General features: G+C 41.2%; 14 protein-coding genes. 4 read left to right on the top strand and 10 right to left on the bottom strand.

Features of this window, described 5'->3' with window-relative positions:
- Nucleotides 1-15: 15 nt before the first annotated feature.
- Both iscR and trmJ read right to left on the bottom strand, forming a co-directional pair.
- The gene (gene iscR / locus C9J45_RS07535) at nt 16-531 is read right to left on the bottom strand and encodes a Fe-S cluster assembly transcriptional regulator IscR (RefSeq protein WP_107206458.1); all 516 of its coding nucleotides are present in this window, start codon (nt 529-531) and stop codon (nt 16-18) included.
- 110 nt (nt 532-641) lie between these two features.
- Complete coding sequence (gene trmJ, locus C9J45_RS07530; protein ID WP_107205978.1) at nt 642-1382, bottom strand: tRNA (cytosine(32)/uridine(32)-2'-O)-methyltransferase TrmJ; 741 nt, start codon at nt 1380-1382, stop codon at nt 642-644.
- 285 nt (nt 1383-1667) lie between these two features.
- Here trmJ and suhB point away from each other — a divergent pair, with 285 nt between their 5' ends.
- Nucleotides 1668-2468 carry an inositol-1-monophosphatase gene (suhB, locus tag C9J45_RS07525; RefSeq protein ID WP_107292375.1) on the top strand — a complete coding sequence of 267 codons (801 nt, stop codon included), beginning with the start codon at nt 1668-1670 and terminating at the stop codon, nt 2466-2468.
- 264 nt (nt 2469-2732) lie between these two features.
- On the opposite strand, the gene secF is transcribed toward suhB, so the two are convergent.
- The 5 genes from secF to queA all read right to left on the bottom strand — a co-directional run bounded on the left by secF (nt 2733) and on the right by queA (nt 8412).
- Nucleotides 2733-3680 (bottom strand): protein translocase subunit SecF, encoded by a 948-nt coding sequence (gene secF, locus C9J45_RS07520; RefSeq protein WP_045084286.1) that lies wholly within the window; start codon nt 3678-3680, stop codon nt 2733-2735.
- A 12-nt stretch (nt 3681-3692) separates the two neighbouring features.
- Entirely contained in the window at nt 3693-5546 is a 1854-nt protein-coding gene (gene secD / locus C9J45_RS07515) for a protein translocase subunit SecD (RefSeq protein ID WP_107205976.1), read from the bottom strand.
- Between the two features lie 32 nt (nt 5547-5578).
- Nucleotides 5579-5914 (bottom strand): preprotein translocase subunit YajC, encoded by a 336-nt coding sequence (gene yajC, locus C9J45_RS07510; RefSeq protein ID WP_107205975.1) that lies wholly within the window; start codon nt 5912-5914, stop codon nt 5579-5581.
- A 16-nt stretch (nt 5915-5930) separates the two neighbouring features.
- Nucleotides 5931-7058, bottom strand: a complete 1128-nt coding sequence (tgt, locus tag C9J45_RS07505) for a tRNA guanosine(34) transglycosylase Tgt (protein WP_005369317.1) — start codon at nt 7056-7058, stop codon at nt 5931-5933.
- A gap of 301 nt (nt 7059-7359) precedes the next feature.
- Entirely contained in the window at nt 7360-8412 is a 1053-nt protein-coding gene (queA, locus tag C9J45_RS07500) for a tRNA preQ1(34) S-adenosylmethionine ribosyltransferase-isomerase QueA (protein ID WP_005369318.1), read from the bottom strand.
- Between the two features lie 275 nt (nt 8413-8687).
- Here queA and C9J45_RS07495 point away from each other — a divergent pair, with 275 nt between their 5' ends.
- A complete protein-coding gene (locus C9J45_RS07495) occupies nt 8688-9155 on the top strand; it encodes a CBS domain-containing protein (RefSeq protein ID WP_045152137.1) in 468 nt (155 codons plus the stop codon).
- Between the two features lie 148 nt (nt 9156-9303).
- On the opposite strand, the gene aceA is transcribed toward C9J45_RS07495, so the two are convergent.
- From aceA to C9J45_RS07480, 3 genes are all read right to left on the bottom strand, one after another.
- Entirely contained in the window at nt 9304-10611 is a 1308-nt protein-coding gene (gene aceA / locus C9J45_RS07490) for an isocitrate lyase (RefSeq protein ID WP_107205974.1), read from the bottom strand.
- 134 nt (nt 10612-10745) lie between these two features.
- Complete coding sequence (gene aceB / locus C9J45_RS07485) at nt 10746-12359, bottom strand: malate synthase A (RefSeq protein ID WP_107205973.1); 1614 nt, start codon at nt 12357-12359, stop codon at nt 10746-10748.
- 678 nt (nt 12360-13037) lie between these two features.
- On the bottom strand, nt 13038-13934 hold the full coding sequence (locus C9J45_RS07480; RefSeq protein WP_107247366.1) for a hydrogen peroxide-inducible genes activator: 897 nt from the start codon (nt 13932-13934) through the stop codon (nt 13038-13040).
- 131 nt (nt 13935-14065) lie between these two features.
- On the opposite strand from C9J45_RS07480, the gene C9J45_RS07475 reads away from it, so the two are divergent.
- Together C9J45_RS07475 and C9J45_RS07470 are read left to right on the top strand one after the other, a co-directional pair.
- Entirely contained in the window at nt 14066-14677 is a 612-nt protein-coding gene (locus C9J45_RS07475) for a peroxiredoxin C (RefSeq protein WP_045084291.1), read from the top strand.
- A 220-nt stretch (nt 14678-14897) separates the two neighbouring features.
- Nucleotides 14898-15641 carry a copper homeostasis protein CutC gene (locus tag C9J45_RS07470; protein ID WP_107292374.1) on the top strand — a complete coding sequence of 248 codons (744 nt, stop codon included), beginning with the start codon at nt 14898-14900 and terminating at the stop codon, nt 15639-15641.
- The last annotated feature ends 29 nt before the right edge of the window (nt 15642-15670 follow it).

The following is a 15670-nucleotide window of genomic DNA, read 5'->3' as shown; positions in this document are numbered from 1 at the left end:
ACGAACGTCTGGTCTCTAGGAGCGGACATCGACACCTATTGTGGCGCTGTCGTGTGATTTTTTATGTCCAAAAGATGCTTTGCTATTTCCTTGTAGGATTTCATCCTGACGATCAGAAATGCTTTGTACATCATTATCTTTCATCAACTCACCAAGAGTGATGTTATTTAAAAAGCCGCTAATGCGATCGCTTAGGTCATGCCATAACGTATGAGTTAAACAACGAGCACCACCTTGGCAGTCCCCTTTTCCATGACATTTGGTTGCATCAACTGATTCATCAACTGCAGCGATAACCATACCGACAGCAATATCAGATGCTTCTTCGCCTAAACGGTAACCACCGCCAGGACCACGTACACTGGTTACTAACCCTGCTTTGCGAAGACGCGAAAATAATTGTTCTAAGTAAGACAGCGATATTCCTTGGCGCTCTGAAATATCCGCTAATGGAACCGGTCCATTATGCGAGTGTAATGCAACATCTAACATTGCTGTTACCGCGTATCTTCCCTTTGAAGTCAACTTCATAACACTGCTACCTGCTTGAATATTTAAAGCAAGCTTCTCATAACCAACTAAAATGGTCAAGTATTTACCTGACTGTTTTAGTTGGTTATTAAACCATTAAGTTTAAGTGGTTATTTTTCAGTCTTTTCTAGTGTTTCTATCGTCTTTTCTACTGACGATAAAATACCGCGTAAAATATTCAACTCTTGCTGCTCTGGGCGAGCACGGGTGAATAAACGGCGTAATTTAGCCATCACTACACCTGGATGGTTTTTATTTATGAAGCGGGTTTGACGAGTGACTTTTTCGAGGTGCTCATAAAACATTTCAAGTTCTTGAGCGCGAGGATATTCTTCAACTTCCGTTTTACCCGTATACTTTTGAGAATCCAAATAAGCCATACGGACTTCATAACTTACTGTTTGTACAGCCATTGCTAAATTTAATGAGCTATATTCAGGATTTGCTGGAATATAGACATGGCAATGACACTTTTGTAATTCTTCATTAGTTAACCCTGTTCGCTCACGGCCAAAAAGAATAGCGACTGGATGCTGATTAGATTCAGCAACCACTTTGATGCCGTTCTCTCGTGGATCTAATTGTGGCCATTCAAGGGTACGAGAGCGAGCACTTGACCCAACAACAAAACCACAATCTGCAACCGCTTCATCTAATGTTTTTACAATTTTTGCGTTTTCGACAACATCAGCAGCACCTGCCGCCAATGCAATAGTGTGGCCGTCAATTTCACAGGCAGGATCAACTAATACCAAATTCGTCAATCCCATAACTTTCATTGCACGTGCAGCTGAACCGATATTACCTGGATGTGACGTACCAACAAGAACAACGCGAATTTTATCTAACATGATGAAGCAACATTCCAACAATTAACTAAAGCTGACAGATTTTAGCACAGCCATAATAAAAGTGGTGAAAACATGTGTTTTTGATAGCAGTAATTATCTATTGCTGCTATTCAATAATCAGATAACGATAATCAACACTATTTATTAGTAACTTATACGTATTACCTCGCAAAAGCGCACACTACAATCTGAACAATGTCGAAAAAATAACCACTTCCTTTTTTTTTTAGCTCTGTTATACTCGCCGCCGCTTTTTAGTTCTTTAACATCCGTTGGGAAGATCCTATGCATCCGATGCTTAATATTGCCATTCGCGCTGTGCGAAAGGCTGGTGACCATGTCATTAAATCTCTAGAAAAGCCTCAATCTATTGAGGTTGCTAATAAAGGTAATGATGTTGTTACCAATATCGATCATGAAGCTGAAGCTATCATCATCGAAACAATCCTTAAGGCTTACCCTGATCACTGCATCATTGCAGCTGAGTCTGGTAACAAAGAAGGACGTGACAAAGAGTGTCAATGGATTATCGACCCAGTGGATGGCACCATGAACTTCGTTCGCGGTTACCCTCACTTTGCAGTATCAGTTGCACTACGTATGCGTGGTCGCACTGAAGTTGCTGCTGTTTACGATCCTGTACGTAACGAATTATTCACTGCGACTCGCGGTGCAGGCGCTCAGCTTAACAGCCAGCGTGTCCGTTCATCACAACCTCGTGATCTAACAGGAACTGTTTTAGCAACAGGTCTTCCTTTTGCCGCTAAACAGCATGCAGAAAGCTACCTAAAAATCCAAAATGCATTATTTGCAGACTGTGATGACATGCGTCAATCAGGCTGTACAGCATTGGATCTTTGCTACTTAGCGGCTGGTCGTGTTGACGGTGTATTCAAGCTAGGTCAAAAGCCTTGGGAACTTGCTGCTGGCGAACTAATCGCTCGCGAATCTGGTGCTATCTGTGCTGACTTTACTGGTAACACTAACTACCTAACATCTGGCAACATTGTTGCTGGTAATGCACGTGTAGTTAAGCCAATGCTTGCAAAAATCCGTGAATTCGGTAGTGACGCATTAGCAAAATAATCCACTGATTATCCAGTAAGATTAAAAAACGCCCTGCTGTTATACAGCAGGGCGTTTTGTTTTATAACAATATGATAATTAAATAATGTCATAATTAAGCAGCGTGCATTGCAATCACTGTAAAGCACTATATACCAAGTAGATATGAAAAAGACATTATCACTGCATCAACTTTCTAAAACTGTCTATCCTGAGCAGCTAGAATAAAAATATAAAAAAAGGACCGCAAGCGGTCCTTTCTCATTCATAACTTATACCAACTGATTATGGTATTGCATCAAGCTCTTCACCTTCTTTTTCTACTGGCGTTGGCATTAAATGCTCACGGGTAATACCCAATTTAAGCGCTAATGCTGACGCGACGTAAATAGAAGAATAAGTACCAATCGTGATACCAATCAGAAGTGCTAATGCAAATCCATGGATCATTGATCCGCCTTGAGCAAATAGCGCAATGACAACAAACAAGGTTGTACCGGATGTAATTAAGGTACGGCTTAATGTTTGCGAAATTGAACAATTCATTATTTCAGCAGGACTTCCTTTACGCATTTTGCGGAAGTTTTCACGAATACGGTCAAATACAACAATAGTATCGTTAAGTGAATAACCAACTACTGTTAGTAATGCCGCAACAATCGTTAGATCAACCTCTACTTGTAGCACAGAGAAAATACCAACAGTAATGATGATATCGTGTGCTAAAGACAACACAGCACCTGCCGCTAAACGCCACTCAAAACGCAGTGATACGTAAAGTAAGATACACAACAAAGCGATTAAAATAGCCATGCCGCCGGCTTCTGCTAGTTCATCACCAACATTAGGACCGACAAACTCAATACGGCGCATTTCAACCGACTGTGCAGTACCGTCTTTTAGTGCATCAAGGATTTGGTTACCAAGTACTTCGCCTTTAACACCTTCTCGAGGCTGCAAACGCACCATCACATCACGCGCAGTACCGAAGTTTTGCACAACGGCATCACCAAAACCCGCTTTCTCTAATGATTCACGTATTAAGGGTAAATTAGCAGGCTCTTTGAAGCTAACTTCGATCAGCGTTCCGCCAGTAAAATCTAAGCCCCAATTTAGACCTTTGGTCGAGATAGTGGCAATCGATCCCATGATCATTATCAATGAAAAGATAAAGGCAAACTTTGACCAACGCATAAAGTCGACGACTTTGTTCGCATTCAATAACTCTCTCATCTCTGCGACTCCTTAAATCGACAACTTATCTACGCGTTTACCGCCATAGATCAAGTTAACAACAGCACGTGTACCAATAATTGCGGTGAACATCGACGTTAAAATACCAATCGATAATGTCACGGCAAAACCTTTAATTGCGCCCGTACCCACAGCAAACAAAATAATTGCTGTAATTAAGGTTGTGATGTTTGCATCTGCAATCGTGCTAAACGCATTTCCATAGCCTTGTTGAATTGCTTGTTGTGGACTACGTCCTTCACGAAGCTCTTCTCGAATACGTTCAAAAATAAGCACGTTGGCATCAACCGCCATACCGACAGTCAGTACGATACCAGCAATACCTGGTAAGGTCATGGTAGCCCCCGGGATCATCGACATAATGCCGATAATAAGCACTAAGTTCATTATCAATGCTAAGTTAGCAATCATGCCAAACCCACGGTAGTAAAGCAGCGTAAATAGCATTACCGCAACCATACCCCAGATACATGCTTGTACACCCATATCGATGTTTTGCTGACCCATTGATGGACCAATCGTACGCTCTTCAACTATCGATATTGGCGCAATCAATGCACCAGCCCGTAATAATAATGATAAGTTGTGTGCTTCAGCTTGAGAGTCGATACCTGTAATACGGAAGCTTCGGCCAAGTGCAGATTGAATCGTTGCTTGGTTTATAACTTCTTCGTGTTTAGTCAGGATAACTTTCCCTTCAGGCGTTCGCTTACCACTGTCTTTATATTCAGTGAAAACCGTTGCCATCAACTTACCGATATTATTTTTCGAGAAAGCTGTCATCTTGCTACCACCTTCGGTATCTAGCGAGATGTTAACTTGTGGACGACCATATTCATCCGCACTCGAACTTGAATCCGTAATATGAGAGCCCGCAAGAATGACACGTTTTTTTAGTACCGCAGGGCGGCCATCACGGGTCATTTTTACTTCACTGCCAGCCGGTACTCGTCCAGCCGCAGCCGCAGCTAAATCAGCATTATTATCAACTTCACGGAATTCAAGCGTTGCTGTCGCACCTAAAATTTCTTTTGCACGAGCCGTATCTTGAACCCCCGGTAGCTCTACCACTATACGATTTGCGCCTTGGCGCTGTACTAATGGCTCAGCAACACCGAGTTCATTTACACGATTACGTAAAATGGTGATGTTTTGATCGACAGCATAATTACGGATTTCCTGTAAACGTTCTTCAGTAAACTTCGCCGTTAATACATAACGACCATTGATTTTACTGGTTGTGAACAGCATATCAGGATGCAATTTTTCTAACGCGAGTTCAGCTTGTTCCAATTGCGCTTCATCACGAAGACGAACTTGAACACTGTCTTTTGTTTTACTGATTGCACGGTAACGAATTTTTTCTTCACGAAGCTCAGTGCGGAATGTTTCTTCTTGTTGACCAAGAAGTTTATCCATAGCCGCATCCATATCCACTTCCATTAAGAAATGAACACCACCACGTAAATCGAGACCCAATTTCATTGGTGATGCACCAATAGATTCAAGCCAAGAAGGAGTGGAAGCTGCAAGGTTTAGTGCAACAACATAATCATTACCTAACTCACTATTTAAGATATCGCGAGCACTGATTTGGGTATCAGTATCATTAAAGCGGACAAGCACTGAACCTTTTTCAAAAACAGCTGACTTGTATGGGATATTGTTCTTTTTTAAATCTTCGATGACAGTATCCAAAGCACTCATATTAACCGAGGCGCCACGCGCCCCGGTAATTTGAATCGCTGGATCTTCACCGTATACGTTAGGAAGTGCATAAAGCAAACCAATGATAAGCGCAAACAACACCATCAGGTTCTTCCACAGGGGGTATCGGTTAAGCACTGCTATGATCCTTCAAAGCGAATGTTTTTATATTAAAGCGACTTCATTGTGCCTTTTGGTAAAACAGCCGTAATGAAATCTTTTTTAATTGTTACTTCCGTATTGTCGTTAAGTGCTAGAACAATGTAATCACTTTCAGCAGAAACTTTAGTAATACGGCCTAGTAGACCACCGTTCGTCATTACTTCATCACCTTTGCCCATCGAGCTCATTAGCGCTTTGTGCTCTTTCACACGCTTAGCTTGTGGACGATAAATCATGAAGTAAAAAATAACAGCAAATAAACCAAGCATAATAAATAGCTGCATGCTTCCGCCCTGAGGGGCACCTTCTGCTGCTGCGTGTGCTTGTGAGATAAAGAAACTCATTTATAACGTCCTCGTTTTAAACATTTTGTAATGGTGGAACTTCACGGTCGCGACGCGCGTAGAACTCTTCTACAAACGCATCGAAACGATCTTCTTCAATTGATTTACGAATACTTGCCATTAGGCGTTGGTAGTAACGTAAATTATGAATTGTATTTAAGCGTGCACCTAAGATTTCATTACATTTATCTAGATGGTACAAATACGCTTTAGAGTAATTTTTACAAGTGTAACAGTCACAATGCGGATCTAAAGGCGTTGTGTCTGTTTTATGTTTCGCATTACGGATCTTGATCACACCACCAGTCACAAATAGGTGACCATTACGGGCATTACGTGTTGGCATTACGCAATCGAACATATCAATACCGCGACGAACACCTTCCACTAAATCTTCAGGTTTACCTACACCCATAAGGTAGCGAGGCTTATCTTCTGGCAGTTGTGGACACGTGTGCTCAAGAATACGGTGCATGTCTTCTTTAGGCTCACCGACCGCTAAACCGCCTACTGCATAACCGTCAAAACCAATTTTGGTTAGACCTTCAACAGAAACATCACGAAGATCTTCGTATACACCACCTTGAACAATACCAAACAGTGCATTTGGATTTTCTTGCTTATCAAAATGATTACGGCTGCGCTGTGCCCAACGTAGTGACATTTCCATCGACTTTTTCGCTTCGTCGTGTGTCGCTGGATATGGCGTACACTCGTCAAAAATCATTACGATATCAGAACCAAGATCTTTTTGAATTTCCATCGACTTTTCAGCGTCCATGAAAATCTTGTCACCATTAACAGGGTTACGGAAGTGAACCCCCTCTTCAGTGATTTTACGTAAAGAGCCAAGGCTAAATACTTGGAAACCGCCTGAATCGGTAAGGATCGGACCTTGCCATTGCATAAAGTCATGTAAATCACCATGTAACTTCATCACTTCTTGACCAGGACGTAACCATAGGTGGAACGTGTTACCCAGTAAGATTTGAGCACCCGTATCTTTAACTTCTTCAGGTGTCATGCCTTTAACAGTACCGTAAGTACCTACCGGCATAAACGCAGGTGTTTCTACCGTACCACGTTCAAACTGCAAACGACCGCGACGAGCACGACCTTGCGTTTTATCTAATTCAAATTTCACAAAACCTCCAAAAGCCAGAGAAACAATCTGACGTATTTCCCATTACAGGACCTAGCCCCACAGGCAAACGCCTGATCAGCCACAAAAAACAATCACAATATATAGATATATGATTGCCGACTGCACCTTAACTCATCAAACCATATTGGCAATGACAACCTAAAGCGTAGCGGAAGAACGTAACGTTGTGGCTGGCTTAATATCATAGAATTTATACTATGCTACAGACACAACAAAGGCTGCAATTGTAACAAAAAGCAGCCTCAACCTTTTCTTGGTAAAAATGTATACCTATTAAGCCTTATACATCTTTACGAGTGATAAACATTGAATCGCCATAACTAAAGAAGCGGTATTTATTTGCTACTGCTTCATGATAGGCATTCATGGTGTTTTCATAACCCGCAAAAGCACTAACTAACATAATTAATGTTGATTCTGGTAAGTGGAAATTAGTAATCAACACATCCACGAGTTGGAACTGATAACCCGGGTAAATAAAGATCTCAGTATCACCAAAAAATGGCTTAAATTCAGTACCATTTTTTAGGGCATCTTGTGCGGCACTTTCTAATGAACGTACAGATGTTGTCCCCACAGCAATAATTCGTCCGCCATTTGCACGCGTCTCGTTAACAGCAGTAACAACCTCTTCAGGAACTTCCACATATTCAGAATGCATATGGTGATCATTGATATCATCAACACGCACAGGCTGGAACGTACCAGCACCGACATGCAGAGTGACAAAAGCAAAATTAACACCTTTTGCTTTTAGATCCGCCATTAGCTTATCGTCAAAGTGTAAGCCTGCTGTTGGTGCAGCTACCGCACCAGGCTTGGCATTATATACTGTTTGGTAGCGCTCTTTATCAGCATCTTCATCTGGGCGATCAATATAAGGAGGCAACGGCATATGACCCACTGCATCTAAGATCTCCAGCACTGTTTTATCGCTATTAAAACGAATTTCAAACAATGCATCATGACGGGCAACCATTTCAGCTGAAAACTCACCATTTTCACCCAATAATAATTCATTACCTGGTTTCGGCGGCTTAGAGGCACGAACATGCGCTAAAATAGATTTGTCATCAAGCATACGCTCAACTAAAACTTCAATTTTACCACCTGAAGCTTTATGTCCAAACATACGCGCAGGGATCACACGAGTATTATTAAATACAAGTAAATCACCAGCTTGTACAAGATCTAGCACATCTTTAAAACCTTTATGTGCCAATTCACCCGTATTGCCCGTCATTTGTAATAAACGACTCGCGGTACGTTCAGGTTGAGGATAACGAGCAATCAGCTCATCTGGTAAGTCAAAATCAAAATCTGAAACTTGCATTGTATTACGCCCTAAATCACAGCAAGCGGGCATTATATACTTAACTTCCCTTAAGATGCGAAACCCAACTGTAATTTAGATCTCGTAATATGAGAATTTCTTTCATATCGTCTGATATCAAACACTCATCCCACCAAGGAATAAAGACCACAAATATTATATTGAAATATTTGATATTCATCATGCGTGCAAACAACGTATTCCGATATATTGAAAAAAGATCAGCGAATAGAACCACCGTTCGCGATTTTTTGCAGTATTGCATGGAGGTTTATATGTTTACCGTTGCCGATATGATGACACCCCAACCGCGTACTTTGTCACGTAATGATACGTTGCTTGATGCGAAAGAAATGATGGATACTTTATCTATTCGCCATATACCGATCACCAACCACAACAATGAACTTATCGGGTTAGTAAGCCAGCGCGATATTTTGTCAGCCCAAGATTCCAATCTAAAATCAATTATTGAAAATCCACTGTCTTCCCCACTTGATGTTTTAATTGAACAAGGCATGAAAACAAAAATAATGAGTGTGGATTATCGTGCAGGATTAAAAGAAGCAGCACTTTATATGCAAAAGCATAAAATAGGTTGCTTACCCGTACTAAAAAATAAAAAATTAGTGGGTATTATTACAGATAGTGATTTTGTATCAATTGCAATTTCACTGCTAGAAATGCAAGAAGAAGTCGATCCTATTGAGCCTGATTTAGATACCCTTGATATTCTTGATTAATAAAAAAGGGGAGCATCACTGCTCCCCGATGATAACGTAATTAACAAGTACTGGTATTATATGCGGCTTAATACATGAGTACTGTTGATAACAACACTGCTAGGATAGTCACTACTATAAACACGTTATCTTAAAACTGTTTTTAGGTTTACTTAAATTGCTCTTCTTCTGTAGACCCCGTCAATGCGGTCACTGAAGAATTCCCCCCTTGAATCGTATTGGTCATGGTATCAAAGTACCCTGTTCCCACTTCTTGCTGGTGAGCAACAAAGGTATAACCTTTATCGGCTGCTTCAAATTCAGGGCGCTGAACTTTTTCAACGTAATGGCGCATACCTTCACCTTGCGCATAAGCATGGGCTAATTCAAACATGTTGAACCACATATTATGAATACCCGCTAATGTAATGAACTGGTATTTATAGCCCATGTCGGAAAGTTCTTGCTGGAATTTAGCAATGGTTTCAGCATCAAGGTTTTTCTCCCAGTTAAAAGAAGGTGAACAGTTATAAGCCAGGAGTTGATCTGGGTATTGTTCATGAATGGCTTCTGCAAACTTACGTGCTTCTTCTAAGCATGGTGTTGCTGTTTCACACCAAATTAAATCAGCGTAAGGCGCATACGCTAAGCCACGAGCAATGGCCTGATCAATCCCTGCACGAACACGATAAAAACCTTCTGCGCTACGCTCTCCAATAATGAAATCTTTATCATACGGATCGCAATCGGACGTTAATAAATCTGCTGCATTGGCATCGGTACGAGCAATCACTAAAGTCGTGGTTCCCGCCACGTCAGCCGCAAGACGAGCTGCAACTAACTTTTGTACCGCTTCTTGTGTCGGTACTAATACCTTGCCGCCCATATGACCACATTTTTTTACCGATGCTAATTGGTCTTCAAAGTGAACACCAGCCGCCCCTGCTTCAATCATGCTACGCATTAATTCATACGCATTTAATACGCCACCAAATCCGGCTTCTGCATCAGCAACAATAGGTAAAAAGTAATCAACGCCATCTTCAGGGTTACCACCATTCGCCCACTGAATTTGATCTGCGCGACGGAACGAATTATTGATACGTTTAACAACCGCAGGTACTGAATCGACAGGATAGAGAGATTGATCAGGATACATGGTCGACGCAGTATTATTATCAGCCGCAACCTGCCAACCTGATAAATAAATCGCTTCAATCCCGGCTTTTGCTTGTTGTACTGCCTGACCGCCAGTTAAAGCGCCAAGACAATTTACATAGCCTTTTTTGGCATCACCATTCACTAATTGCCATAATTTATCTGCGCCACGCTGGGCAATCGTATTTGCAGGTGCAAATGAGCCGCGCAGGTTAATGACTTCTTCCGCAGTGTAGGTACGTTTAACATGTTTCCAACGTGGGTTTTCTGCCCAGTCTTTTTCAATTGCTTCGATTTGCTGTTGGCGTGTTAATGTCATAATGGTTATCCCTCGTCTCTGTCCGCATTAATCCGTTGGTATGATGGTCAATTGATATTACGTTCTAAGGTGGTTCTATTACTGCTTACCCTCAACTACCGCGGATCCTCAGTTTTACTCAAACGCGACTGCGTTTAATTCAAATATTCATAGCCATGAAGGGTTAAGAAATTATCTAACTCTTCACTTGTCGTTAGTTTTGCCATTAATGCTGCAGCTTCATCAAATCGCCCTTGCTTAAAGCGCTCATCACCGAGCTCAGCTTCTACAACTCGCATTTCTTCTATTAGCATTTGCTCAAATAAAGCTTTAGTTACGACTTTACCGTTTGATAATGCTTTACCATGTTTAATCCATTGCCATATTGAAGCTCGCGATATTTCAGCTGTTGCTGCATCTTCCATTAAGCCATAGATAGGTACACAGCCATTGCCGGAGATCCAAGCTTCAATATATTGCACCGCAACACGAATGTTATGACGCATCCCCTCTTCTGTACGCTCACCATCACACGGCGCTAATAACTCATCAGCAGTAATGGGTGCATCGCCGTCTCGGGTAATATCTAATTGATTTTTACGATCACCCAGTACCTGATCAAAGACTCCACAAGCGGTGTCAGCCAAACCTGGATGTGCAACCCATGTACCGTCATGACCATTACTCGCTTCCAGTGCTTTATCTGTTTGAATTTTATTAAGCACCCATGCTTGACGCTCTGCTTCTTTAGATGGAATAAAAGCGGCCATGCCTCCCATCGCAAATGCGCCACGACGGTGGCAGGTTTTCACCAGCAAACGTGAATAAGCATTAAGGAACGGTTTTTCCATGGTTACAACTTGGCGATCAGGCAAAATACGATCGGGATACTGGCGAAGGGTTTTAATGTAGCTAAAGATATAATCCCAACGACCGCAATTAAGCCCAACAATATGTTCTTTCAAACTAAAAAGGATTTCATCCATTTCAAACACGGCAGGTAATGTTTCAATAAGTACCGTTGCTTTAATTGTTCCGCGCATTAAACCGAACTCATCTTCGGTGTAGCTAAACACATCACTCCACCATGCGGCTTCACGATAAGCCTGTAGTTTTGGTAGGTAGAAATAAGGACCACTGCCTTTGGCTAGTAATGCTTTTTGATTCAGGAAAAAGTATAAGGCAAAGTCTAATAGCGCCCCAGGGATGGGTTTTCCATTCCACAGCACATGTTTTTCTGGAAGGTGTAATCCCCTCACACGGCAGATTAATACTGCAGGATCATCAGCAAGTTGATAATGCTTACCAGTGTTGGGATTGGTATAGCTAATCGTACCATTCACCGCATCCCGCAGATTACGCTGACCTTCAATAACTTCATTCCATGCCGGCGCGAAGGAATCCTCAAAGTCAGCCATAAACACTTTCACATTGGCGTTAAGTGCATTAATAACCATTTTACGATCGACAGGGCCTGTTATTTCAACTCGTCGGTCTTGCAAATCTGCTGGAATATTCTGAATCTTCCACTCTGCTTGTCGAATAGACTCTGTTTCAGGGTTGAAGTCAGGTAATTGCCCTTTATCTATCAAGCATTGACGACGTTCTCTATCTTCTAGCAACAATGGAACACGTTCAGCAAAACGATCCACTAAGCGCTCTAAAAAAAGCAACGCGTCATCAGTTAGGATTTCACGCTGAGTTTCTGTTAACGGTTGCTGTAATGATAATTTCATTTGGTAATTAGATTGAACCGCAGTATCTGCCATAACGCCCCATCCTTGTAACTTAATCACTACTTTTATCAATAAGCCTCAAGAGCTTTTTAATGTTATTTACTTCTTAACTTTCCCTTTACGTTGCCGCAACATATAACAAAAAGCAAATTTCACCTTTTCTAACCAAAATCACAATAAAACAACAAAACCTTTCAAAAACAAAAAGTTAAAAAAATTAGAGTAAAAAGTCAAAACACTGAATTAAAACAAAAGTCAGTAAATAACTCGGAATCAACAACTTGTTTTAATAATGATATTTTTTGTAGGTAGTTACGTAATTTTATTACACAACGAGGAAGTTAGAATTTATTGATAATATTTGTTTTAAACAAAAATAATTTTATCAAGGGAAGGTAATTATCTGATTTAATATATTTTAAAAGTAATTATTAAGACTGTAGTTAAACAAAGGAGGAATATACTGATAAATATCACTATTCTTTGTTTGTGACGCAAAACAAAATAATCCATCAAAACAGCAACTTAAACCCATCACAACAAAAAGATTAAAATGCCGTTTAATTGAGAATTTTCGATATTTTAATCCAAATTAATGTTTTTTTATTATGACGACAAAGTTAAATAAAAAAAGCCTGAAAAATACCACTTATTATCATTTCAAATAATAACGGCACCCATTCAGACTTCTCTAATATAGTGATAATTTACTTATAATAAGGTTTCAACGAGAGAGGCAAGCTTTTCAAAGGTATTAACCCTACTAGACGTTGGTCGCCAAACTAATCCTATTTCACGAAATGCCGCTTGGCCTGGTGGCTCAATCACCACCAGATTCTGGTTATCTAAGATACCGTGCTCAATTGCCATTTGGGGAATAAATGTCGTTCCTAATCCATTGGCTACCATCTGAACCAAGGTATGCAAGCTAGTTGCAGTGAATGGATTAATTTTTTCTTTCGTTGTTAGCTTACACGCAGAAACAGCATGCTCAGTTAAACAATGCTCTTTTTCTAGTAAGAAGACGGATTCATCAGGTAAATCTGCATAACGTAACGGTACAGAGACACGTTCAGCTTGGTTTTTACTGATCACCATTTTAAATGCATCACGCCCAACCACTTTACTGTGCATACCGTTAATCTCAATCGGTAGTGCAAGGATCAGAACATCCATTTCACCATTGCGTAGAGCTGTAAGTAAATTCGTGGTCGTATCTTCTCGTAAGAGTAAGTTAAGGTTGGGATAGCGTCGATTAACCTCCTGCACCAAATCACACAATAGAAAAGGCGCTATCGTTGGAATACATCCCACACGAAGAGGACCTTCCATACCATCACCGGCAGAATGGGACAATTCAATTAAATCTTGGCTGCGTGCCAGTAACTCACGGGAACGCACCACAACCTCATCCCCCATACTGGTAAAAACAAGGGATTTATTATCACGCTCAATAAGTTGGCAACTCAATAAATCTTCTAAATTCTGGATCCCCGAACTAAGTGTCGACTGGCTCACAAAACACTTTTTTGCCGCTTCGCCAAAGTGCCGGGTTTCCGATAAAGTAACTAGGTAATGCAATTGTTTTAACGAGGGAAACTTATTCATCGTATTTTTCGATTACTTCAATCTGTTTATTCCGCTTTTTTCAATTTAACAGTTTGGCTATAGTTTGTCTCGTCCAAGTATGGAGCTAACCACCGAAGGTTAGCAAAACCCAATATTTCAGGAGCACCAAAATGGTACTAGTAGGTCGTCAAGCACCAGATTTTACTGCTGCAGCTGTTCTAGGTAACGGCGAAATCGTTGATAACTTCAACTTTGCAGAGTTCACTAAAGGTAAAAAAGCGGTAGTTTTCTTCTATCCACTAGACTTCACATTCGTATGTCCATCTGAGCTGATCGCTTTTGACAAGCGTTTCGAAGATTTCCAAGCGAAAGGTGTTGAAGTAATTGGTGTTTCTATCGATTCTCAATTCTCTCACAATGCATGGCGTAACACTGCTGTTGAAGACGGCGGTATCGGTCAAGTTAAGTACCCACTAGTTGCTGACGTTAAGCATGAAATTTGTAAAGCTTACGACGTTGAGCACCCAGAAGCAGGCGTTGCTTTCCGTGGTTCTTTCCTAATCGACGAAGATGGCCTTGTACGTCACCAAGTGGTTAACGATCTACCTCTAGGCCGTAACATCGACGAAATGCTACGTATGGTTGACGCATTAAACTTCCACCAAAAACACGGTGAAGTATGTCCAGCACAGTGGGAAGAAGGTAAAGCAGGTATGGACGCATCACCAAAAGGTGTAGCAGACTACCTATCTGAGCACACTGCAGACCTAGGTAAGAAATAATTATCTAATAACACCATGCTCACGGTGTTATTTCTGACAATCAGCTAAACATAAAGCTACAGTCAGCTCAAAGATAAGAAATATAATGAGGCCTGGATTATACCAGGCCCTTTTTTTATCTGTAATTTACAACCAACCGCACATTATATCCCGTCTTTGTTCGCTCCTACCTTGCCAATCCTCTACACTGCAATACACGCTTTTTATTTCATTAAAAATTATGTCTATTCAACTTGAAGTTTGTATCGATAATCTTGAATCACTCCACTATGCCCAACAAGGTGGCGCAACACGCATCGAGTTGTGTTCCTCTCTCGCACTAGGCGGGTTAACGCCAAGTGCTGGTTTTATGCACTTAGCCGCAAAACAAGCACACATTCCGGTTTACGCCATGATCAGACCACGCCAAGGTGACTTTTTATTTAGTGGTGACGATATTGAGATCATGCTTGCCGACATTCATGCAGCCCATCAAGCAGGATTACAAGGAATCGTCATTGGCGCACTCACAGAACAAAGCCTTATCGATAGCACAACCATTGCGAGCTTAATAAAACAAGCGAAAGGCTTAGGGGTGACTTTTCATCGAGCCATCGATCAATGTGTCGATCCTTTTGCAGCATTAGATACCATTATGAGCTGCGGCTGCGAGCGCGTACTGACATCTGGGCTTGAAGCTACCGCACCTGAAGGCGCCGCTATGATCAAAAAAATGGTTCGCTATTGTGGTGATAGGCTCAGTATTATGGCAGGCGCTGGCGTCACACCAGATAATGTTCAAACCTTAGTTGCAGAAACGGGAATAAAAGAAGTGCATCTTTCTGGTAAAACAACGCGCCCCAGTAAAATATTAAATCACACTTCTAGTGCACATATGGGCAACGCCATCTTTGATGATTTTCAAATCCCAGTGACAAGTATTGATACGATCAAAAGTGTCAAATCTAAGCTGAGAAGAGAATAAGCCGGTAAATGAACACAACTAAAAAGAGC

This window comes from Photobacterium sp. GB-1, assembly GCF_003026165.1.
Lineage (GTDB): Bacteria > Pseudomonadota > Gammaproteobacteria > Enterobacterales > Vibrionaceae > Photobacterium.
This window is presented reverse-complemented; position numbering and strand designations above follow the sequence as displayed.